This is a genomic window from Wolbachia endosymbiont (group B) of Melanargia galathea (assembly GCF_964030625.1).
Taxonomy (GTDB): Bacteria; Pseudomonadota; Alphaproteobacteria; order Rickettsiales; family Anaplasmataceae; genus Wolbachia.
In genome coordinates this window covers 629,650-651,974 of sequence record NZ_OZ034910.1, presented here as the reverse complement: position 1 = coordinate 651,974, position 22,325 = coordinate 629,650, and the positions used below count along the sequence as shown (strand labels likewise).

Genomic DNA, 22,325 nt, shown 5'->3' with positions numbered 1-22,325 from the left:
TATTAAATACCATAAGGCATATAAAGTTTAACTATACGCGAGTCAGATTTATTGAGAATCGTTGTACCGCGTTGATTACGAATATTAGATTTACTTCTTTTTACCATGCCATGTCTCTTACCTGACTGAGTAGAGATGACTTTACCCTTAGCTGTAAGGTGAAAGCGCTTTTTGACAGAAGATTTTGTTTTTAATTTTATTTTCGTCATATTCTAAACAAATTTACAAACACCACTATTTAGTTCTTTATTAGTAATTAAGTATGAGTATAGATAATTTTATTAAAGAATCAAATTAAAATTGTATTTTAAAGCAGCTTGAATGTAATCACACCCAGTATATGTGTTATACCTTCTTCATTCCCAATTGGTAGCAATACTTGCCTTATTTTAACACTTTCACTTTCTTCCTCTTCGTTAATTGAGCATTTACTCTCTATTACAGTCTCAAGTTTATCAATAACTGCATCTATTTTATATAACCGCAAAAATGGTGCATCAATTGCATACTTATCATCGATGTACATCTTTTTTTCAAAACCATAGAATTCAATAGCTTTTTCTCCTGCATTTTCACAAATATAACCTCGATCTTTAACTTCAATGATAAAACAATGCTGCCATGACTCCATGATTTCTGCAGTGTCTATTTCATGTCTTTCTGGCCATTCTCTATCTGATCCTTTTATATCACTCCAATGTTGAGTAACTATATTCACTATTCTTCTTTCTTTGCCTGCATAATTTTCCATTCGAAATTCCACATATAAAACACAGATATGAGGTAAATTTATCGTGAATGTATTGATTTTTTCTTACTAAAGGATGTAGATTATTGAAAATTCTCATCCTGTTTACACAACAGGTAATGATAAATTAAGTATAATAATTAGAGCATAAAAATTATTAAATGAGGAAACTGTAAAAAAATAATAAAAAAATTCTATTTTTGCAATATTTTGGCTAACGAATAGAATTAGTTCCACTTTCTAAAGTTATTGCACTTAATAAATAACTAGATGGAGTTTCTTCCTTAGCACTACTATGGCTTTTATTTTTTCTATTATAAAACCAACATTTAAATGGTACAGCTGCTACCAAAGCTACTGTTACTGCTAACATACCTACTGTGAACACTATATTATTTTTCTCGTTTGAAGGTGTTTCCAATAATTTAAACTCTCTCAAGTTTGTATCATGAATCATAGGATTACCCAAAATATTCGTCGTATTTTGAACACTTTCTATATTTCGCATTGTAATTCCATTGCTAGCGTTTGATTTTTTCATTTCTTCCATTACTTGTTTTAAGTTTGGTAGTTCTGCTGTTGTATTTTCAATATCACCAGCTTCCAGCTTTTGCAAGTTCTCATTACTCAAAAACTCTTTGAGATACTTTTCATAAAACTCTTTGGCATTATATCTTTTATAACTTCGTATTTTTCCACTCTTGAGATCAGAAACAATATCATCAATCATCACTTTTGGATTTTCTGCATGCACTATTTCTCCTTCAGCAACAAGAATACGATAAGATGTATCGTCAAGCATACATACATACTTAAGTTTTAAATCACCTCCTCCCAATAGAAAATATATTGTTCTGTTTTGTTCTACATCTCGCAATTCTGATTCAATACTAATCCATCTATTCCTTTTTTCCTTATTGATTGATCTTTTTTTTCCTACAGTATTTTTAAATCTTCTTGACATATATGACCCCCAAGCTGACCAATATTTCCTTATGTATAAAAGATAAATTATTTAAGTCCACATCTTTTCACTAAGATTTTTATATTTTTATTATACTAAATAATACATATATTAATATCTGAATTTCTCATTGCAATTTATTATACCTTAGTAAAAACGATATAAAATTAGAGAAAGAGTTATAAAATTTTTTGTAAGACAGGAAAATTTCTTCTCCTTTGGTTCCAGAGCATATAAGTGCTGTAAGAGCTAAGTTGATGGCACTGTTGTGCCATCAAACTCTGGAATCTTACTCGACACTAATCTGAGAAGATAGATGTGCTACCGATGTAGCATTGCTGAGCAAAGATTCTATTTCTGATGTAGATCCGGAATGCTCAAGTTGAGCTTGTTCAGGAAGGTTTTTCATCGCTTTTTCAACATCGTAGCTACCTTCCCTATTTTTTCTATGCCATACAAAGTATCCTAATCCTGCAAAAGCTACTGCTAGCACTCCACCAAATATACCACCAGCAATCCCTGCTATTCCTATATACTGTCCTCCATTTATTTCGGGTAATTTAGGCCCTTCCACATCTGTGCTATTAAATATAGAATGATCTAACACTTCTTGTGAATTACTATCAAAACGGGAAACACTACTTATATCTTCAAGAGTAATTCCATAACTAGCATTTGATTCTTCTATTTCATTTATTACGTCATTAATCTCTTTAGTAGTTACTTTGCTTGATGCAAAATCGAATTCTTGTTTTGTTAAAGAAGCTGATTCGATAGTTACATCTTCCTGCATCTGATAATCAATTTCTTCAGTAGTAGATTCTCTCAATTGGCTATTTTCATCAGTTCTTTCTTTTAGCTTTTTTGAACTATCCTTACCCAATTCATCTACAAGGTTTTTTAGATATATTTTCTTAAATTCTCTATAATTATATTCTTTACTTTTTTCTATTTCTCCACTCTTAAGACCTAAAATAATTCCATCTATTGTCGATTCACGAATTGCTTGAGGAATGTCTATTGAATTTACTATTCCTGTAACCAAGCCTATCTCAGCTGCTCTAGAAGATATAGAGAGGTCTTTTACTGTTAAATTCTCTCCTTTAATTAAAAATTCTACTCTTCTGTTTTGTTTTATACTTTCCAAGTCAGATACAATTCTAATTGTTGGACCATCCATCTCCTGCTTATTTGTTGTTTCTCTCTTTCGCATGCTATTCTTAGTGTTTTGGAATTTTTTTGGCATTTCACACTCCTTAAATTAATTAACAAAAATATTATTTGAATTAACAAATACTTCTCTATGTTAGTGGATAAAATATTTAAACCTATATCTTTTTATTAAAATTTTTATGTAAAAGTTACTTTTATTATACTAAGTAATGTATATATTAATATTTAGATTGATAAATTGATTTTACTTCTGTTACAACTTATTATGCATAGATAACCTCAGTAAAAACGATGAAGCTAAACGAAATTAGAGAAAGATTTATAAAATTTTTTGTAAATAATAATCACGAGCAAGTTCCTTCTTCTCCTTTGATTCCAGAGCATGATCCAACACTCATGTTTACAAATGCTGGTATGGTACAGTTCAAAAACATCTTTACCGGCACGCAAAAAACTGAAATGAAACGTGCCGTCTCAAGTCAAAAGTGTCTCAGAGCAGGTGGTAAACACAATGATCTTGAAAATGTTGGCTATACATCTCGGCATCACACATTTTTTGAAATGCTCGGAAATTTTAGCTTTGGTGATTACTTTAAAGAAACTGCGATAGAATTTGCGTGGAAATTTATTACTGAAGAATTGTCTCTTGATAAAAACAGACTATCCATAACTGTTTACCACACTGATGATGAAGCATATGAAATTTGGCGTAAGATAAGTGGCTTTTCAGATGATAAAATCATAAGAATTACAACAGATGATAACTTTTGGAGCATGGGCAATACTGGTCCATGTGGCCCATGTTCTGAAATCTTTTACGATCATGGAAATTCCGCTTTACATGAAGACGACAGAATTGTTGAAATTTGGAACCTGGTGTTCATGGAATTTAATAAAGATGAAGAAGGTAATTTACAAAAATTACCAAAAAAATGCATCGATACCGGAATGGGCCTTGAAAGAATAGCAGCTGTTATGCAGAACGTTCATGATAACTATGATATTGACCTATTTTCTGCTCTGGTAAGTAAATCGCAAGAGTACTGTGGAAATACGGAAAATAAAGTAGCTCATAAGATTATCGCAGATCACCTTCGTGCAGCTGCATTTCTCATCGCAGAAGGAGTGCTTCCTGGAAATGAAGGAAGAAATTATGTACTACGCAGATTGATCAGGAGAGCAGCACGTTATATCCACCTACTTGGATATAATGATTCTCTATTGAACCTTGTTTTTCCTGCACTCATAGATGGCACAAGTTTGGCTTATATGGGAGATGCTTATCCAGAGCTAATCAGAGTTAAAAGCTTAATAGAAACAACGTTAAAATCAGAGGAAGAAAACTTTAAAGACACTTTAATGAAAGGCATTAATCTCTTGGACAAATTCACTGCAGATTTAAAATCAGGTGACACTCTATCTGGAGAATCAGCATTCAAACTATATGACACTTATGGATTTCCTTTGGATATCACACTTGATATTTTGAAAGAAAGGAAAATAAATTTTGACCAAAAAGGTTTTGATAATGCAATGAAAGAGCAAAAAGAAAGAGCACGTGCTAATTGGACTGGATCTGGTGAAAAATCTGTTGAACAAGTATGGTTTAATTTAATCGATCAGTTTGGCAAAACGGAATTTGTTGGTTATGAACGTGATGAAGTAAAGGATGCAACAGTACTCGCAATAATTTCCTCTAAAAATGAAGTAATTGATTCTGCAAAAGAAGGAGAAAAGATAACTATTATACTTGATAAAACACCTTTTTATGGAGAGTCAGGTGGACAAGTGGGAGATATTGGAAAGTTCCTTCTTGTCATCCCAGTACTTGATACTGGGATCCAGATTCCAGCGTCACGCGCTGGAATGACACCAGATTTAGGCGTAATCATAGTGGAAAATACCAACAAGATTAATGACCTATATTTACACAGATGTATAGTGGAGTCTGGTTCAGTTCGTAAAGGTGATACAGTTACAGCTAGTATTAACAAAAAAAGAAGACAAGACTTAAGAAGAAATCATTCAGCTACACATCTTCTACACTTTGCACTCAGAAAAATCTTAGGTGATCACGTTACTCAAAAAGGTTCTCTAGTCGCACCAAATAGACTAAGATTTGACTTTAGTCACAATAAGCCAGTCACTCAGGATCAGCTGTCTTCAGTAGAAGATATAGTAAACTCTCTAATCAGAGAAAATCTTTCTACGTCCACAAAAGTTCAAGGTATGGATGAGGCAATAGACGAAGGAGCGATGGCCTTATTTGGTGAAAAATATGGTGATAATGTTAGGGTTGTAAAAATTGGAGATTCAAAAGAATTATGTGGTGGTACACACGTGGAGCGTACCGGAGAAATTGGTTTGTTTAAGATAGCAGCAGAATGTTCCGTTGCATCTCGAGTAAGAAGAATTGAAGCTTTAACCGGTCAAGAAGCAATTAATTATGTACGCAATAACGAAATTAGCTTAAAAAAAGTTGCAGAATGCGTAAAAGCACCAGTAAATGAAATAATAAGTCGACTCAGTATTTTAAGCCAAGAGCGCAAAGAATTTGAAACCAAAATAAAAAATCTTTATAAAAAGATTATCAGTGTAGAAAATATAAAAAGTACTGAAATAAATGGAATAAATTTCGTAATCCACACTTTTACTGACGTTCCAGGAAGTATCATAAGGGAATTTGCTCTACAGCAACAAAAACCGAAAACTGTAATAGCCTTCATGGTAACAGAAAAGGATAAAACAGTTTTGATTGTCAAAGTAAGTAAAGATTTAACTAATAAGATCAATGCAAAAGAGCTAGTATCTACTTTAACCAGAAGGGATTGCGGTGGAAATGCCGAACTTGCCCAAACAGGCTGTGATAACAATAAAATAGATGATGCCATTACAGCAATCCATAGCAAAATAACAGCTTGCAAAAACTAATACACCCTACTACCTCGATATCTTTTAACCGTAAACGAAGGTATTATGCAAATAGGGGTAGAGAAGACTTAACTGTCAAATGAGCATATCAGGTAATAAGAACTAGATTACAGCTCCATGCACTGGAATGATATCTAGGTCTAAAGTCTACATAAAAATCGTTTACAATCGGCGTTCAATGTGATAAGTTGAAAGCAGTTTATTCCTCGGTAGCTCAGTGGTAGAGCAGTTGGCTGTTAACCAATTGGTCGCTGGTTCGAATCCGGCCCGGGGAGCACTATTTTATACAATCTGTACATTTCACTTTTAGCCCAAAATTCACTACCTTTTTTTTGTCTCTTAAACAGACAAAACGTGTGAAGTTATATAGTTTTAAAGCCTTTACTGTCAAAATGCAAAGATGTCTGCGCTTCACTTAGCTTGCTATCTGGCTCCTCTCCTATTTTTCTTTTATTACATTTCCTTTTTAATTGAGGAAGGACATTTTTTGGCAATGTTTCATCAATACTGCAATAATTGTAAATGAGCGAAGTAAGACGCACCAAATTTCCACTCGCCAAAGTCTGTACATCTCTGTAATTAATGCTGTTATCATATACTTTAAGTGTAATAAGATTTTTAAGGTTTCCACTTGCTGCTAAAGCCTCTGCACCTTCATTACTGATTTCATTCCATCCTAAACTCAGTAAAATAAGCTTTTGAAGGTTTCCACTTGCTAAAGCTTTTGCCCCCCTATCGCCAATTTTATTATCATATAATTTAAGCTCAGTAAGACTTGTAAGATTTCCACTGGCTAAAGCCTCTACACCTTCATCACCAATTTCGTTTCCTCCTAAATCAAGCGAAGTAAGATTTATAAGATTCCCGCTTGCTAAAATCTTTGCACCTTCTGTACCAACATAACTGCAACTTAGATCAAGTGAAGTAAGATGAGAAAGCTGAGCTAATTCTTTTATAACCTCATAATTAATTTTTGAACATCGTAAAATAAGTCTTGTAATGTTTGTATTGCTTTTTAAAAAGTTTACTAATCTATCAACATTAATTATAGCACCTGATGTTGCTAAAGTATTATCCTTTACATATTGGCTATAACTCATTTGACCTCACTATTAAAGCTATGCAAGTGTTTTAGTAAACACTTCAGCAACTGTCAATCACTTTAATAAAATATTTTATGAAAAACTTCATATACCATTGCCTCCAAGCAGCTTTTTCTATCTCTTATTTTAACACAAAAGTTGTGAGAAGAGTTTGTTTTTGGTACCATTGAGGGTTTCGATGTTAACTTTTATATGAACTTTAAATCAGTCGTTTTATGTATACTAGATGGCTGGGGTAATGGAATAGAAAATAGTAAATACAATGCTATTAGCAATTCAAATCCACCTTGTTGGCAACATATTAGCTCTAATTATCCAAAGTGCAGTTTATCTGCCTGTGGAACTGATGTTGGATTACCAGAAGGCCAAATAGGCAATTCAGAAGTTGGTCACATGAATATTGGTAGCGGTAGAGTGGTAATGCAAAGCCTTCAGCGTATTAATCAAGCAATCGAAACGATAGAAAATAATGCAAATCTACAGAATTTTATTAATGATCTAAAAAGTAAGAATGGCATATGCCATATAATGGGATTGATATCAGATGGCGGTGTTCATTCGCATCAAAAGCACATTTCAGCTTTAGCAAACAAGATATCACAGCGCGGAATTAAAGTTGTAATACACGCATTTTTAGATGGCAGAGACACACTGCCAAATTCAGGGAAAAGATGCATTCAAGAATTTACAGAAAGCATAAAGGAAAATGATATAAGAATCTCCACTATCTCTGGGCGTTATTATGCTATGGACCGTGATAATAGGTGGGAAAGAACAATTGAAGCTTATGAAGCCATCGCATTTGCAAAGGCGCCTCGTTATGATGATGCAGTATCGCTTATTGATGAAAATTACCAAAATAATATAACCGATGAATTTATCAGGCCCGCAATAATAGGAGATTATCAAGGTATAAAACCAGAAGATGGATTGCTATTGGCTAACTTTCGTGCTGATCGAATGATACAATTGGCAAGTATTTTGCTAGGCAAAACAGATTACGCTAAGGTAGCAAAATTTTCTTCAATTTTAAGTATGATGCAATATAAAGCGGACTTAAAAATCCCTTATCTCTTTCCTCCTGAATCTTTTGCCAACACTTTGGGACAGATAATAGAAGACAATAAATTACGGCAACTGCGCATTGCTGAAACTGAGAAATACGCGCATGTGACTTTCTTTTTTAATTGTGGAAGAGAAGAACCTTTTTCTGGTGAAGAAAGAATACTCATTCCTTCACCAAAAGTTAAAACTTATGACCTGCAGCCTGAAATGTCAGCCTTTGAGCTCACAGAAGAGCTTGTAAAAAAAATTCATTCTCAAGAATTTGCGCTGATAGTTGTAAACTACGCTAACCCTGATATGGTGGGACACACAGGTAATATAAAAGCAGCCGAGCAAGCTGTGCTCGCTGTAGATGATTGCCTTGCAAAAGTACTCAGCGTTGTCAAAGAAGTGGGTAATACTGCACTCATTGTTACAGCAGACCATGGTAATGTGGAATGTATGTTCGATGAAGAAAATAACACACCTCACACAGCGCACACTCTAAATAAAGTTCCATTTATTATATCTTGTGAAAATTTAAAACTGAGAGATGGAAAATTATCTGATATTGCTCCTACTATTTTACAGCTACTTGGACTCAAAAAGCCAAATGAAATGACAGGTAGTTCGTTGATTGTATAATTTTTCGTATTACTCTCTATTCACAACTGTTGTAGTTTGAGACACCGGAAGGGTGCTATTCAAACAGCCCCTTGTCGTTTAGGTAGCCCATTCGGTGTCATCTCAGTGCTTGACACTGGCTTCTTGATTCCTGGATTCCAGCGGGCTTTGTTGCACCACTCAAGGAAAGAACAGGCAGTTACTGATGGAATTTGTTATAAAATAGATATTTAGCCGACAAAGGAAAAATATGCCAATAAGAATGAAAGTCAGTAACTGCAATGAATATAACAAATTTCTTCAAGAAAGGGGAAATGTTTTTCATTATATCAACGATGCCATTGAAAATTGGTACGAAAATAGTCCAAAAGTAGCAGGTGGCAACAATGTCTACAGCGACAAAGTAGTGATTCTAATTCACATAATAACCTATCTATTCAGGATTGGTCTTAGGCAAACAGTGGGATTTATAGAGAAATATCTTGAGCAAATAGGGAAAATTTTGCAAATTATCAGCTATTCGCAGGCTTCAAGAAGGTTTAAAAAGCTTAATATCAAAATCAACGACTGCAGAGTTGATAAGAACGATATGGAAGATATTGAAATTGCTATAGATAGTACAGGTATCAGCATCTACAATAATATTCCAGGCCATAGTAAGGCAAATGGTACAGATAGAAAGTATCGCCGCTATGAGCAAACAAGAAAGCTACATGTAATGCTAGAGATAGGTAGTAAAAAAGTTATAGCTGCAAAATACAGTAGTGGAGTTTATTCCGACCACTATGGAGCCTGTGATCTTATTGAAAGAGTGGATACCAAGTATAACATAAGCACGATATATGCAGATAGGGCATATAATCGAAAGAAGTTATACAAACTGTGCGATGAGCTTGACATAAAGACAAGGATTCCTCCGCAAAATAATGCAGTAGAGCATCCAAAGTTGGATTATATGAATGAGAGAAATTCTACAATCAAGCTCATAAAGTCATATGATGAAGATGGTATGAAGAGGTGGAAAAAAGAGATAAATTATTGGAAGAGATCTTATATAGAAAGTTTTTTCTCGCGACTGAAGCAAATATTTGGATTTAGTTTTAGGAATAAATCTGAGATTAATCGTGAGAAGGAACTGCTACTCAAGTGTTATTTGCTTAACAAATTTACTGAAATAGGCATGGCTAAGTTTGATATAGCTTCATGAATTTATTATACATTACCCACTATCCGAAGAGCTGTGCAACAAAGCCCACTGGAATCCAGAAATTTTTTGAGAACAAAAGTTATGCTAAGTTTTTGTTGGTAAGAAAGGCTGGTGTCTGGGCACTGGGATGACAGTAGTGTGAGATGGGGCTACTTGGATCTAATTTGCTATTCACAATCCAATTATTAACTTGTTTAAAACAAATATTGAATTTTTATTTTAATTATATAATAATTAAATATATCATTTAAGATTAAAGATGAGATTATGACAAGTGATCAATTACTAGCAGAAGTACTGAGTATAATTAACGATAAGACAGATTTAAATGAAGATAATATAATTCAGGAAATACAAGAAGAACTAGAGAAACAGAATCAAGATCTACATGAAGAGTGGAAGAAAGTTAAATTTGATGTAAATCATTTATTTAGTCAAGAACTTACATTGTTGCACGTAGCTGCTAGAGGTGGCTTTGAAAACGTAGCAAAAGTCCTGGTAGCAGGAGGAGCTGATGTTAATAAGAAAGATAGTAAGCGCGAGAAGATTCCTTTACATTTAGCTGCTGAAAATGGTCATGTTGAAGTAGTAGAATTTTTCTTAAATAAAGGAATAAGTGTTAATGTAATGGATAAAGAGGGCAATACCCCTTTGCATTATGCTGCAGATAATGGAAGTAGAAAAACAATATCAATTCTAATAAGAAAAAATGCAGATCCTTGGTTAAAGAATTTTCATGGTAAAACTCCAGTGAATATTTATGCATTCAAGCATCCTAATGGCTCTGGATACTTAATGCAGCTGAAAAAAGCGAAAATTCAAGGTTATATCGTTTTTGGCTCAATGTTGTTGTTAGGTGCTGCTATGGCAACATCAATTGTTGCGGTTAATTTAATTGTACCTGATGTGCCTGTATTAAAGGTGTTATTGTGTGTAAGTATTTTGTATGCATTTGCATCTATAGCTAAATATATTACGTACAAAGCGGCTGAATTGGATGCTAAAAATGAGATTAAAAACGAGCAAGATTCAAACATAATAAATATTGAAGAAGTGAGTGATGAAAAAAAATCGGTTAATAAAGCAACGCGCTCAAAAAAATTAAATGATCTTGTTTGTGCAATAAAAGGCTCTTCTAGAATAGAGATAGTTGATCCAGACAAGCAGAAAAAAGTAACACTTGATGATGTTATTGTTTCAGAGGAAGTAAGAAAAGAGTTAAAAATGATTTGTGGTCATATATCAGAGAAGAAGAAGAAAGCTCTTGAAATGCTAAGTTGCAAAATGCCAACAGGCTATATTTTATACGGTCCACCTGGAAATGGTAAAACTCTTATTGCTCGTGCAATTGCATGTGAAGCTAGTGCTAAATTTATTAGCGTTTCTGGATCTGAATGTATGCAAAAATATGCTGGACACAGCGCGCATTACATAAAAGATCTTTTTGCAAAAGCGAGAGAAAATGCTCCTTGCATAGTCTTTATAGATGAAATAGATGCTGTTTGTACAAAACGTAGTAATAGTGGACGAAGTGATGAAGAACACAACCGAATTGTAAATCAGTTTTTATGCGAGCTTGATGGTTTTAATCCTATAGAAGGCGTGACAATCATTGCTGCAACTAATCGTCTAGAAAGTTTAGATGAAGCAGTAATTAGATCAGGTCGCCTCTCTAAACATATTGAAATTCTTTTACCAGATAAAAGCCTACGTGAAAAAATATTGGGTCTTTATACGGAAAAAGTGCCAATGGCACCAGATGTAAATCTAGCAAAACTTGCAGAAGAAACTAATGGTTTTTCAGGAGCTGATCTAGAAAATTTGGTAAATGAAGCAAAACTTCATGCTGTAGATCAGATTTGCGAAGAAGAGTCAGAAGATGAAGAGCTAAAAGTGACAGTGAACATGGATGATTTCAATAATGTACTTAAAGATCTTAAATCTAAAAAGGTTGAGGTTAAGAATGAGAACGAGGCAGTGAATGATTTTATAGAGTTTTGTAAAAATATTTCAAAATGTACAAGTTCGAGCAAAGATTCTTCTTACTTAGCTACATAGAAAACATATGGATCTCCTTATTGTAAAGCAGGAAAGTGATTCAGCAAATGTAAATGCAAAAGTAGAGATAGAGTACAAAAAAAGCAGGTAAAATTTAGTTGTGTTAGATAGATTTTGACTTTCTGCCCTTTTTCTTACCGTTTATCGCAAATCTCCCTAACGTTTATATCTCTCTTACAGATTCATTCAAACTTAATTAAGTGGGAGTATTGTTAATGCGAAAAGGGTTTAATTAAAATGGTATGGCGTGTGAGGAAGACATACATCAATTGGTAGAAAGTGGATTTGATATTAACTCAAAAGATGTAAGCGGAGTCACTCTCTTGCATAAGTTTACAAAAGAAGGCGATTTAGTTGGAGTAAAATCATTATTAGAGCACGAAGCTGACTTTAATGTTGTGGACAATGAAAATAGAAATCCACTGCATTATGCTATTATGCATGGACACAAAAAAATTGCTAAACTTCTTGTTAATCAATTGACAATTAATTCTAGAGATAAAAATGGATTTACTCCACTTCACCTTGCTACACTACAAGATGACACAGAATTAATGGATTTTTTAATAACAAAAGGCGCAAAAATTAATGAAAAAGATGCTGAGGAAGGCTATACTCCTCTTCACATAGCTTCATTATACGGTTCTAAAAAGAGCGTCCAGATTTTAATTGATAGCGGAGCAAATCTTGAATGTGAAGATAACAACTTTCGTACTCCTTTATTTTTGACCATTTATCAATGTACTACACATTATGAAAGTAGAGCAGAGATTATAGAATATCTGATAAAGAAAGGTGCAAACATAGAAGCAAAAGATGCAGAAAATAATACTACGCTTTTTCTAGCAGCATATAACAACAAAATGCAACTGGTAAAGCTTATTGTAAAGCAAGCAAAAGCTAAGTTAAAAGAGTTTATTTGCACAAAAAATAAACATGGTTTTGATGCACTGGATTGCGCTATTAAGCATAATAATAGGCAAATGGTAACATTTCTTGTTTCAAAGGGAATAGAAGCAGATGACCAAGATTGTAGCGGTAACACCAGGTTACATAAAGCTAGCTATAATGGTGATACTAAAGCAGTTAAGTTCTTATTGGAGCTTAAGGTAAACGTTAATGCCGTCACTAGATGCAACAGAACTCCTCTGCTACTTGCAGCTAAAAAAGGCCATGTAGAAATTGTAAGAATGTTGTTAGCAGTAAAAGCCAATATGAATATTTGTGATCAACAAGGTTTTACACCTCTGCATCTTACTATTCAAAAGGATTATTTTGATATAGCTCAGCTATTAATAGAAAAAGGGGCAATTAATTGTAGTAATGATTATACTGCAATAGATATGTTTATTGACAAGGCTCATAGCAAAAAAAATATTGAAGAAAATTACAAAAAATTTTGTAGGTTTTTGATGCTTTACTTGAAAGAGCTACATAGTAAACACAAAGCCTTTTGTGTACTTTCAATCCTAGCTCTAAGCTTAACAATTATAGGTTTACCATTTATTTTCAAGCCTATTATTAAATATAGAGAAAGAAGTAAAATATATAAAAAAATTAGGGCTATGCTGATTTATATTTAAGTATAACAGGAGAACTAAGCTAATATATGACAATTATCTGCTCGATAAAAATGGAATTAAATGTATCCGTTTAGCAGAGTGGCAAAATAAAATAGACAAAACCATAAAAATAAATGGTGTCATGCAATTTGAGCTTCGGCATAGATCCCACATAAATTTTTTGGTACATATTTTTTCAACATTAATTTCGTATTCCATTCAAAGAATATTAATATTGGCATATAAGTATGAATATTATGCTAATATAATTACTTTTTAGGTATACATGGCAAATTTATGCCTGGAAACAGTTTTTCCTACACTTTCTTTATAAAAATCACAGGCGCCTGTTATTAGCTAAAGTAAAGGTCAAGTATCTGGAATTCTGGACATAAAATCCTCCTGTATAAAAAGATTAGAAAAAAATGCAGCGCACATATGACAGACCGCTGAAAAAGATACGCTACGTTTTTTATTGAAAAGTTAACTGAAAGTCTGCAGACAAAGATAGATTTTGAGCTCTTAAAATATCTCTAATTGTCATTATAATCAGATTCAAAATATGCGGAAGTAATTTTTTTTGACAATAGATTTCTTGCATAACCAAGTGTCATTCCAGCTGGGATCCAACTAAACACTTTACAACGTTTTTTGCGCGAAAAGGCTGGATGCCAGTGTCAGCTACTTGCATGACATCGTCTTGGATGAAAATCAGTACGTGATGCACCAAAAATTGTGCATCAAAAGGGTGTCATTTGAGTAACTTTTTTGTTGTCGTGCCAGTGTCAGCTACTTTCATGACACCTATTTGTTCCTATGATAGTCTTATCTGTCTATCTTATTTTGCTACTCTGCTGAACAGATACGTTTTTTTTACCTTTTTTATTCTGTAAATTTTTTAGTATTTGTATGTTTAACATAAGAACTACACAAGACTACAAATGGTGAATCAGCATTACCTTAAAGAGAGTACCCATATTTTCAGTTAACCTTAAAAATTCACTGAAGATCTTATTCTTCTGTTCATTACTTGCATTTTCCATTAAAGCTTGCGCTCTTTCCTTTATACCAAACAAATATAAAAATTCTCTTTGAGTTAAAATCTCACAATTTAAGTATTTTAATGAATCTTTTAACGCTTGAAAGTTTACAAGTGCAGTAATATCACTGTTACCAATATTTTCAAGAAAATTAGCATACTGATGCTGCCTTATCGATTGCAAAGTGCTCTTATATTCAGGATATACATAACCATAATCTATAATCAGGGCAGCTCCTCCGTTATTGACTATCTTATTCTCAAGTTTCTTTAATATTTCGATTCCGGCTAGGCATACTTCCACTACTGCACCATTGAAACCCCCTGTCATTCCAGTCTGGAATCCAGTTTTTGGTCTGGTTAAGCACTGGAGTGACAATGAAAGACTGCCATCATCTTGTTTTATTACTCTATTTTCATACCACTGCCCATCACGATAAATAAATTGGTCAATTGGAAGGGCGTCAAATAACTCATTTGCAAAAAAAATAGTTGGCTGATTTGGTAAGTTGTCGACATCTGTGTGCCAATTAATATCTAATCCCTTTAATTTTTCCTTTTGTATTTTCTGTAAAATAGGGCTTATCTCAACTAGATGAATGTCCATTGAGCTAAAAAAACAGCTATATTTTTTGGTGACTCTTATTACATCATGAATGAGTGTTCCTTTACCTGGTCCAAGTTCAACTAGAGAAAATTTTGATGGCTTTCCTAATTTTTCCCATGTATTCATTATCCACACTGCAATTGTTTCACCAAATAGCTGACTAATTTCAGGTGCAGTAATGAAGTCACCATCTTTGCCAAGTGGTAATTTATTCATGTAATAGCCGTACTCTTTATGATATAGAGCAGCGTTCATAAAATCACTGATAGATATTGATCCTTGGCTTTTATCAATTAATTCGTGTATATAAGTGAGCATATTATTAATAAACATTTAACTATAGCGTGCTATACTATAAAATAGTGGAGTATTTATATATATAATATAAGTTTAAAAACATATGAGTAGTATTCCTTTGGTTATGGACAATCAAGATACGGATTATGTTACCCTTATACCTCAAGATGATGGTATTGAATATAAATTTAAAGAAGCTATCAATTTTGTAGAAAATAAGGTTGTAAGTGCTGATGGATTAACTTTAGCGGAGGTATTTCAAGCATTGGTTCAAATGTTGAATGGTGATCTAGAGTTAGTAAAAAAAGTGTTAGCATATACTAATATTATGGTAAAGCATGGAATGAGGGTAGCAAAAGAGTCACAGCTAAGCAGAGCCGATGTTCGTCGAGCTTTAGAAGGCAAAGAAAGTGTGTTTAATAGGCAAGATTTTATCAAAAAACCACCTCTTGTATCTTCTATAAAATCGGTTAAAAAGAAAAGTAGAGGTCTTTAAATGGCTGAGTCTATAAAAAAATTTACTGTACAGTGTGATTTCAAAGGACAGAATGCACCTTTTGCAGTATATATAGGAAATCCAAAGGGTGATACTCATCCAATTCACCATCAAGATTCATGGCTTGCAAAGGAGCGTGGAGGAAACATTCCTAATAAAGTTAAAGAAAGTTTGCAAAAATTATACAAGCTGTCTCAAGAAAACGGGATCTCTTTTCCAGAATTATGCGCATATGCCATTACTATAGTTAGTAATAATGATAAAAAAAGTGACGGTAAGTAGTTAGATTCTCAATATTTCATTTATAGAAGTTTTTGATCTCGTCTTCTCGTCCACTTTTTTTACTATAACTGCACAATAGGTTGAGACATTATTTCTAGATCGAGTAGATCCTGGCACGACTACAGAATAAGGTGGCACTTCACCGTAAAATACTTTGTTCGTTTCCCTATCAATGATTTTTGTTGATGCTCCAATAAACACCCCCATACTAAGGACTGATCCTTCTCTTATTATAACACCTTCGGCTACCTCACTGCGCGCTCCAATAAAGCAATTATCCTCTATAATGACTGGAGAAGCTTGAATAGGCTCGAGAACTCCGCCTATTCCCACTCCACCGGAAATATGACAGTTTTTTCCTATTTGTGCACAACTACCAACTGTTGACCAAGTGTCTATCATTGTGCCAGAATCAATGTATGCACCAACGTTGATAAAGCTTGGCATTAGAACAACATTTTTACCTATGTAAGCAGATTGGCGGACAAAACATCCAGGAACTGCTCTAATTTTTGAATGGTAAAATTTTTCTTCATTCCATTCACTAAACTTACTACCGATTTTGTCAAACCAGCAATTGGTGTTGTCTATTATTTTGCTTTCCTCAGTGAGGAAATGTAATAATATTGACTGCTTTATCCACTTATGTACTATCCATTCTCCACTTGATAGCTTTTCTGCTACTCTAATTTTACCACTGTCAAGTAACTCAATTACCTCTTTGATTATTAATCTTGCTTCGTGTTTTAGATTATAGTCGTTAAGTTTTTCTTTATCTTTCCAAATATTTTCTATCTCATCTTGTAATTTTTTAGTTGCAAATTTTTCATTTATTATATACATATTGATATCAAATTTATATTATTTTATACGTAAGCACTATGAAAATACAATGTCATAATTGTACTAAAACTTACTTAGTATCTCGTGGGCAAATAGGTGAATCTGGAAGAAAAGTGAAATGTACAAACTGCAATCACATGTGGCATGAGTATCTAAAAGAAATGTCAAGTGAATTGTGCCCTGCTGGTATACAAGAAAAAAAAGCTAACTGGAGGCAAAGTTTAACTCTAGCTTTTGCAACAGTTGCAGGGTTATGCGTTATAATTGTTGGTGGTATCTTTCCAGGAGAGGTAAGTAAGATATATAAAGCAGTTAGTTCATATAAAGATTCAATAAGCCATAAATTAGGATACAAAAAAGTGCAAACGGAAAATTCAAGTGCGAGAGAACTTGTTGTAAATGAGTTTTATCAAGATTACCTTTTTCTATCTAATTTTAGATCTAATTAAATAGGCATAAGTCATCAATGTTATGCAAATAACTACACTTATTCCTTTATGATAGTGTCATTCCAATTTCAGCTACTTTCATGACGCCCTATGGTTGTTATTACATCGTTTACTATAGATTTGTTTCAGAAGCTTACATCCAGAAAACTTGTATAGATTTTTTCTACTTCTGTGATATTATAAGCCTGTGATGATAAAATAAGTGGATATGGATAAGTCAGCGTATGAAATCATAGAGCATGAGTATGATGTGGTGATAGTGGGTGCAGGTGGAGCAGGGCTTAGAGCAACACTTGGAATGGCTGCAACTAATTTTTCAGTTGCCTGTATTTCTAAGATTTTCCCTACACGGAGTCATACAGTTGCAGCACAAGGCGGAATTAGTGCAGCCTTGAGCAACATTGCTGAAGATGATTGGCGCTGGCATGCGTATGACACAATAAAAGGTTCAGACTGGCTTGGCGATCAAGATGCAATAGAGTATATGTGTAAAAATGCTGCCAAAGCTGTGATTGAACTTGAAAATTTTGGTGTACCCTTTTCTCGTACGGAAGATGGAAAAATATATCAGCGTGCCTTTGGTGGAATGACAACTCACTTTGGTAAAGGAAAATCGGCTCAGCGTACTTGTGCAGCAGCAGATAAAACTGGGCATGCAATTCTTCATACTCTATATCAGCAATGTCTTAAATTTAACGCTGAATTTTTTGTCGAATATTTTGTAATCGATTTGATTATGGACAAAGGGACATGCTGTGGGGTGATAGCTTGGTCGCTGTGTGATGGTACGTTGCATAGATTTCGTGCACATTCTGTGGTAATAGCAACAGGTGGTTATGGACGTGTTTATTTTTCTGCAACAAGTGCACACACCTGCACAGGTGATGGTAATGGCATGGTGGTAAGAGCTGGGTTGCCACTTGAAGATATGGAGTTTGTGCAATTTCATCCAACAGGAATATATGGCTCAGGGTGCTTGATGACGGAAGGATGCCGCGGTGAAGGTGGGTACCTCGTTAATTCTCAGGGTGAGAAGTTTATGGAACGTTATGCGCCAAAGGCAAAAGATTTGGCTTCTCGTGATGTAGTAAGTCGAGCAATGACAATTGAAATTAGAGAGGGAAGGGGAGTTGGGCCAAAGAAAGATCACATGTACTTGAATATATCGCATCTTGATCCGGAAGTGATCAAACTCAGATTGCCAGGTATTAGTGAAACAGCAAAAACCTTTGCAGGAGTTGATGTTACTAAAGATCCGATACCTGTTATTCCAACTGTTCACTACAACATGGGCGGTATTCCGACCAACTATCATGGGGAAGTGATCACGTTGCAAAAAGGTAAAGAAGAAGTGGTAGAAGGATTATTTGCAATAGGAGAGGCAGCATGTGTTTCTGTACATGGTGCAAATCGACTTGGCTCTAACTCGCTTCTTGATCTTGTGGTTTTTGGTAGAGCTGCCGCGCTTAGGGCAAAAGAAAAATTGAAACCTGATACACCACATAAAAAATTGCATTCAGACTGCACAGACTGGATAGTAGATAGATTTAATAAAATGAGATTTGCTTCCGGAGAGTTCAAAGTAGCAAAAATACGAAGTGAAATGCAGCACACTATGCAGAAATATGCATCGGTATTCCGTGTTGCTGAAGTTTTAGAGGAAGGTAAAAAAGCTATAAAAGAAGTAGCAAAAATGATGCCTAACATTGCAGTTGAAGATCGTAGTATGATATGGAATAGTGATTTGGTTGAAGCTCTGGAGCTTGCCAATATGATTCCACAAGCAGTTATTACCATGGAATGCGCAGCTAATCGCGAGGAAAGCAGGGGTGCTCATGCTCGTGAAGATTTCCCTGAACGTGATGATAAAAACTGGATGAAGCATACTATAGCATGGCTTAAAGAAGAGAAAAGCCAAGTTAGTGTAGAAATTGACTATAAAAAAGTTGCTGAAAAAACTCTGAGCGATGAGATTGATTTCATCGCCCCGGAAAAGAGAATTTATTAGTTAACCCATCTGGTTTATTTATAAATTGACGTAGTATTGATACATAGCTCATTTGAGTAGCTGGGCTTTCTGTATGCTCCGATTGATTTGACGATCTTTGTACTTCTTGCTCTGCTGAGTTGTTAGCTAAATTTTGTTGTTCAGTAATATTTTCAGGTTGTTTTGCAGCTAGGTGATCATCTTTACGGCTTTGCTTATCGTTGGTTAATTCCTTAACAGACTTCCTAATGCCGCTAAGTCCCAAAGTGAATATCAGACAGACCACTCCTGTTATAGCTATGATGGGTAACGCTGCTCCAATTGCAATTTGTCCTTGAAAGCAAGAAAGTGTTACCATTGTAATAATAGTAGTTGCTACTGTGATTGCTAACAATACACTAGCTCTCCTGCCCGGATCAATGCATTTCCATACAACAGATGCTCCTTTTTTTACACCAGAACCTAGCTTTTTAATGCCTGATTGACATTTTTTCGAAGCAGTTCCACAGTGGTATTTTTCCTCAAGCTTCTCTTTTAGTTCTTTAGCTTTCTCCTGTGCTTTCTGTGGAGTGCTTGAACAATCTTTTAGATCTCGTAAAGTTAAATAGTACTTTTTAGTATGGAGTTCTGGATCTTCTAACCATAAAGAATCAGGGTTAGCACCGTTTTGTAATAATGCTGCACAAAACTTTGTTGTATTATCATAATTAGTTGCTAAATCAAAAATTGTTTCTTGCGATAGGTATTCGATACTTTTTTTTTCTGCTTTTTTCTTTAGTGCTAATTCTAGAGGTGTATTTCCTTGCCTGTTAGTTGCTTTTATAGCTTCATCTAATTTATCTTCAGATATTTTTCTTTCTTTTACTAAGGCTGATATTAATTTCAAGCATGTAACTTTTTGCTTCCCTCTCAGCAAGGCAATATGGTGTAAAGCATTATTGCCATTTGCATCTTTAAGGTTAATATCTGCTCCTTTTTTCAATAATTCCTTAAAAGATTTTTCATCTTTATCTTTAATTGCTAAATGTAGTTGATAATTATCATTACTATCTGGAGTATTTATGGTATGGGCTATAACTTCTTCAACTTTTGTTTTTATTTCTGGTTTTCGCTCAGCCAATTTCTCTAAAAATTTAAGATAGTATTCATTTTGCTTTTTAGATAATTTTTCTAAATCCTCTGTAGGTAAGCTTAGCTTGGCTCCATACTTTAACAATTTTGCAAGAAACTTAAGTGTGTTATCGTTATCTTGGATTGTGTGAGAATCATGTTTCCCTTTTATTATCTTGTTAATTAGTGCTACCTGAAAAGGAGTCTTTCCTTCTTGATTTTCACTATCAACAAGTTGTACTAAATTTTTCTCGTTAGCTATTTTTATCAAGGTATCTAGAAACTTAAGCTTTTGTTTCTTTTTGAGCGATGCAATAAGGTGTAAAATATTATTTCCTTTTTCATCTGTTATGCCACTGATATTTGTGCAATCTTTTAGGTATTTTCTAAATTTCCTGTTGTTTCCATTTTGGATTGCATTTAGTAATTGAACGTCATTATCAGAATCCGATATTCCGTTTATTCCATCTTCAAAATCGCTATCAGAATCTGATATTCCGTTTATTTCATCTTCAAAATCGCTACCGTAGCCACTGTCTTGTTCGCTGTACCTACTAAAACAACTTTTAGTGACTTCAGAAATTACTTGTTTTTTTGTTTCATTTGATATTCTTTTCGATCGTTCTATTACTTCACCTAGCACTGGAAGGAAACATTGGACATAATATCTGTGATATTTTTCCTGTTCTCTAAGCGATTCTTCTAATTTAGTTAATACTTCAGGACTAGCGCCTTCCTTAAATAACCTTTTACATTCCTTGAGTGTTCCATCTCGACTTCTTGGTTTTTCATGCTTATGTTTTTCTTTTTTTACCTTTCTCTCTATAATATTATACAATTGCTTGTCTTTTTTATCTTGTTTTTCATTTTTGTTTATACATTTGTCTAGTTTATTTGCATTACTAACTAATACACTTGAATCTATACTCATATTAAAACCTCAATATTAAAAGCTATTTGGCGTTAACGAATTGTATTAAACTTTTAAATTGAGCTAGATGTTATCGAAATATAGGTGAAAAGGCAGAAAACTAGTTTCTATTAGAAAATCTATTGTCATAGTCAAATCCCCACTTTAGCACTTGTCTACTATTTTAACTATTTTATCTTAAAAAATAATAAATGTGGCTAAACTGTGAAGCGTGAATGCTGCTAAAAGAGATAAACAAATATTTTTATAGATCTTTCAAACTTGATTTTTCTTCTAATTTTTTAAGCATTCCTTTACTTAGTATTGATTTTATCTCTTCTACGCTTTTATCAAGATTATCATTAATTATTACGTAATCATATTTATTACTTTTACTTATCTCTTTTTGCGCTTCGGCTAATCTACGCTCTATTTCAATTTCATCATCACTATTACGCCTTTGTAGACGCAGTCTAAGCTCTTCCATTGAGGGAGGTAGTATAAAAACACTTACAACTTTTTCTCTTAAGATTTCAAACAAATGAAATGCTCCTTGCCAATCTATATTCAGTAAAACACTTATTCCACTGCTCAGGTTTTGTTCTATAAAATCTTTTGGTATACCGTAAAAATTCTCAAAAACTTTGGCATATTCAAGCATTTGACCAGCCTTACATAGTTCGTGAAACTTTTCTTCAGTAACGAAAAAATAGTCTTTTCCGTTTACTTCACCGGGACGAGGTTTGCGTGTAGTCATAGAAACAGACATAACTAAATCAGTTGATTGCTCAAGTAATTTTTCTGATATAGTAGTTTTTCCAGCTCCAGAAGGAGAGGATAGAATCAGTAGTATGCCCTCATTTTTTACGGTCATTTTTCTTTATTTAACAA

The 22,325-nt window shown here is 33.9% G+C and carries 18 protein-coding genes and 1 tRNA gene; 10 read left to right on the top strand and 9 right to left on the bottom strand.

What is annotated here, in order from left to right:
- Positions 1-2: 2 nt before the first annotated feature.
- The 4 genes from rpmI to AAHF52_RS02885 all read right to left on the bottom strand — a co-directional run bounded on the left by rpmI (position 3) and on the right by AAHF52_RS02885 (position 2,958).
- The gene (rpmI, locus tag AAHF52_RS02900; RefSeq protein ID WP_006013548.1) at positions 3-209 is read right to left on the bottom strand and encodes a 50S ribosomal protein L35; all 207 of its coding nucleotides are present in this window, start codon (positions 207-209) and stop codon (positions 3-5) included.
- A gap of 98 nt (positions 210-307) precedes the next feature.
- The gene (locus tag AAHF52_RS02895; RefSeq protein WP_019236701.1) at positions 308-751 is read right to left on the bottom strand and encodes a PAS domain-containing protein; all 444 of its coding nucleotides are present in this window, start codon (positions 749-751) and stop codon (positions 308-310) included.
- 211 nt (positions 752-962) lie between these two features.
- The gene (locus AAHF52_RS02890; protein WP_007302083.1) at positions 963-1,712 is read right to left on the bottom strand and encodes a hypothetical protein; all 750 of its coding nucleotides are present in this window, start codon (positions 1,710-1,712) and stop codon (positions 963-965) included.
- 289 nt (positions 1,713-2,001) lie between these two features.
- The gene (locus AAHF52_RS02885; RefSeq protein WP_264376922.1) at positions 2,002-2,958 is read right to left on the bottom strand and encodes a hypothetical protein; all 957 of its coding nucleotides are present in this window, start codon (positions 2,956-2,958) and stop codon (positions 2,002-2,004) included.
- Between the two features lie 218 nt (positions 2,959-3,176).
- On the opposite strand from AAHF52_RS02885, the gene alaS reads away from it, so the two are divergent.
- Together alaS and AAHF52_RS02875 are read left to right on the top strand one after the other, a co-directional pair.
- Positions 3,177-5,816 (top strand): alanine--tRNA ligase, encoded by a 2,640-nt coding sequence (gene alaS, locus AAHF52_RS02880; RefSeq protein WP_264376923.1) that lies wholly within the window; start codon positions 3,177-3,179, stop codon positions 5,814-5,816.
- A 203-nt stretch (positions 5,817-6,019) separates the two neighbouring features.
- Positions 6,020-6,091 (top strand) — tRNA-Asn (locus tag AAHF52_RS02875).
- Positions 6,092-6,178: 87 nt separating this feature from the next.
- Here the strand turns inward: AAHF52_RS02875 and AAHF52_RS02870 are convergent.
- The gene (locus tag AAHF52_RS02870) at positions 6,179-6,916 is read right to left on the bottom strand and encodes a hypothetical protein (protein WP_213864013.1); all 738 of its coding nucleotides are present in this window, start codon (positions 6,914-6,916) and stop codon (positions 6,179-6,181) included.
- A gap of 195 nt (positions 6,917-7,111) precedes the next feature.
- Here AAHF52_RS02870 and gpmI point away from each other — a divergent pair, with 195 nt between their 5' ends.
- The 4 genes from gpmI (at position 7,112) to AAHF52_RS02850 (ending at position 13,435) form a co-directional block, all read left to right on the top strand.
- A complete protein-coding gene (gene gpmI, locus AAHF52_RS02865; RefSeq protein WP_264376924.1) occupies positions 7,112-8,608 on the top strand; it encodes a 2,3-bisphosphoglycerate-independent phosphoglycerate mutase in 1,497 nt (498 codons plus the stop codon).
- 229 nt (positions 8,609-8,837) lie between these two features.
- On the top strand, positions 8,838-9,794 hold the full coding sequence (locus AAHF52_RS02860) for an IS5 family transposase (protein WP_213863789.1): 957 nt from the start codon (positions 8,838-8,840) through the stop codon (positions 9,792-9,794).
- 267 nt (positions 9,795-10,061) lie between these two features.
- Entirely contained in the window at positions 10,062-11,852 is a 1,791-nt protein-coding gene (locus AAHF52_RS02855; protein WP_214303213.1) for an AAA family ATPase, read from the top strand.
- Positions 11,853-12,094: 242 nt separating this feature from the next.
- Positions 12,095-13,435, top strand: coding sequence for an ankyrin repeat domain-containing protein (locus tag AAHF52_RS02850; RefSeq protein ID WP_010406927.1), 1,341 nt, complete (start codon positions 12,095-12,097; stop codon positions 13,433-13,435).
- A 914-nt stretch (positions 13,436-14,349) separates the two neighbouring features.
- Here the strand turns inward: AAHF52_RS02850 and AAHF52_RS02845 are convergent.
- Positions 14,350-15,378 (bottom strand): class I SAM-dependent methyltransferase, encoded by a 1,029-nt coding sequence (locus tag AAHF52_RS02845; RefSeq protein ID WP_026097238.1) that lies wholly within the window; start codon positions 15,376-15,378, stop codon positions 14,350-14,352.
- Between the two features lie 82 nt (positions 15,379-15,460).
- On the opposite strand from AAHF52_RS02845, the gene AAHF52_RS02840 reads away from it, so the two are divergent.
- The gene (locus AAHF52_RS02840) at positions 15,461-15,853 is read left to right on the top strand and encodes a hypothetical protein (protein WP_007302103.1); all 393 of its coding nucleotides are present in this window, start codon (positions 15,461-15,463) and stop codon (positions 15,851-15,853) included.
- Positions 15,854-16,135, top strand: a complete 282-nt coding sequence (locus AAHF52_RS02835; RefSeq protein WP_007302102.1) for a DUF2610 domain-containing protein — start codon at positions 15,854-15,856, stop codon at positions 16,133-16,135. It begins immediately after the preceding gene.
- Here AAHF52_RS02835 and dapD read toward each other — a convergent pair whose 3' ends face one another.
- Positions 16,136-16,978, bottom strand: a complete 843-nt coding sequence (gene dapD, locus AAHF52_RS02830) for a 2,3,4,5-tetrahydropyridine-2,6-dicarboxylate N-succinyltransferase (protein ID WP_007302101.1) — start codon at positions 16,976-16,978, stop codon at positions 16,136-16,138.
- A 38-nt stretch (positions 16,979-17,016) separates the two neighbouring features.
- Between dapD and AAHF52_RS02825 the strand changes: the two genes are divergently transcribed.
- A complete protein-coding gene (locus tag AAHF52_RS02825) occupies positions 17,017-17,427 on the top strand; it encodes a zinc-ribbon domain-containing protein (protein WP_007302100.1) in 411 nt (136 codons plus the stop codon).
- 208 nt (positions 17,428-17,635) lie between these two features.
- Positions 17,636-19,435 carry a succinate dehydrogenase flavoprotein subunit gene (sdhA, locus tag AAHF52_RS02820; RefSeq protein WP_019236712.1) on the top strand — a complete coding sequence of 600 codons (1,800 nt, stop codon included), beginning with the start codon at positions 17,636-17,638 and terminating at the stop codon, positions 19,433-19,435.
- Here the strand turns inward: sdhA and AAHF52_RS02815 are convergent.
- The gene (locus AAHF52_RS02815) at positions 19,407-21,455 is read right to left on the bottom strand and encodes an ankyrin repeat domain-containing protein (RefSeq protein ID WP_007302098.1); all 2,049 of its coding nucleotides are present in this window, start codon (positions 21,453-21,455) and stop codon (positions 19,407-19,409) included. The two genes, sdhA and AAHF52_RS02815, sit on opposite strands and share 29 nt — an antisense overlap.
- Positions 21,456-21,699: 244 nt before the next feature.
- Positions 21,700-22,308, bottom strand: coding sequence for a guanylate kinase (gmk, locus tag AAHF52_RS02810; protein ID WP_007302097.1), 609 nt, complete (start codon positions 22,306-22,308; stop codon positions 21,700-21,702).
- Positions 22,309-22,325 lie beyond the last annotated feature (17 nt).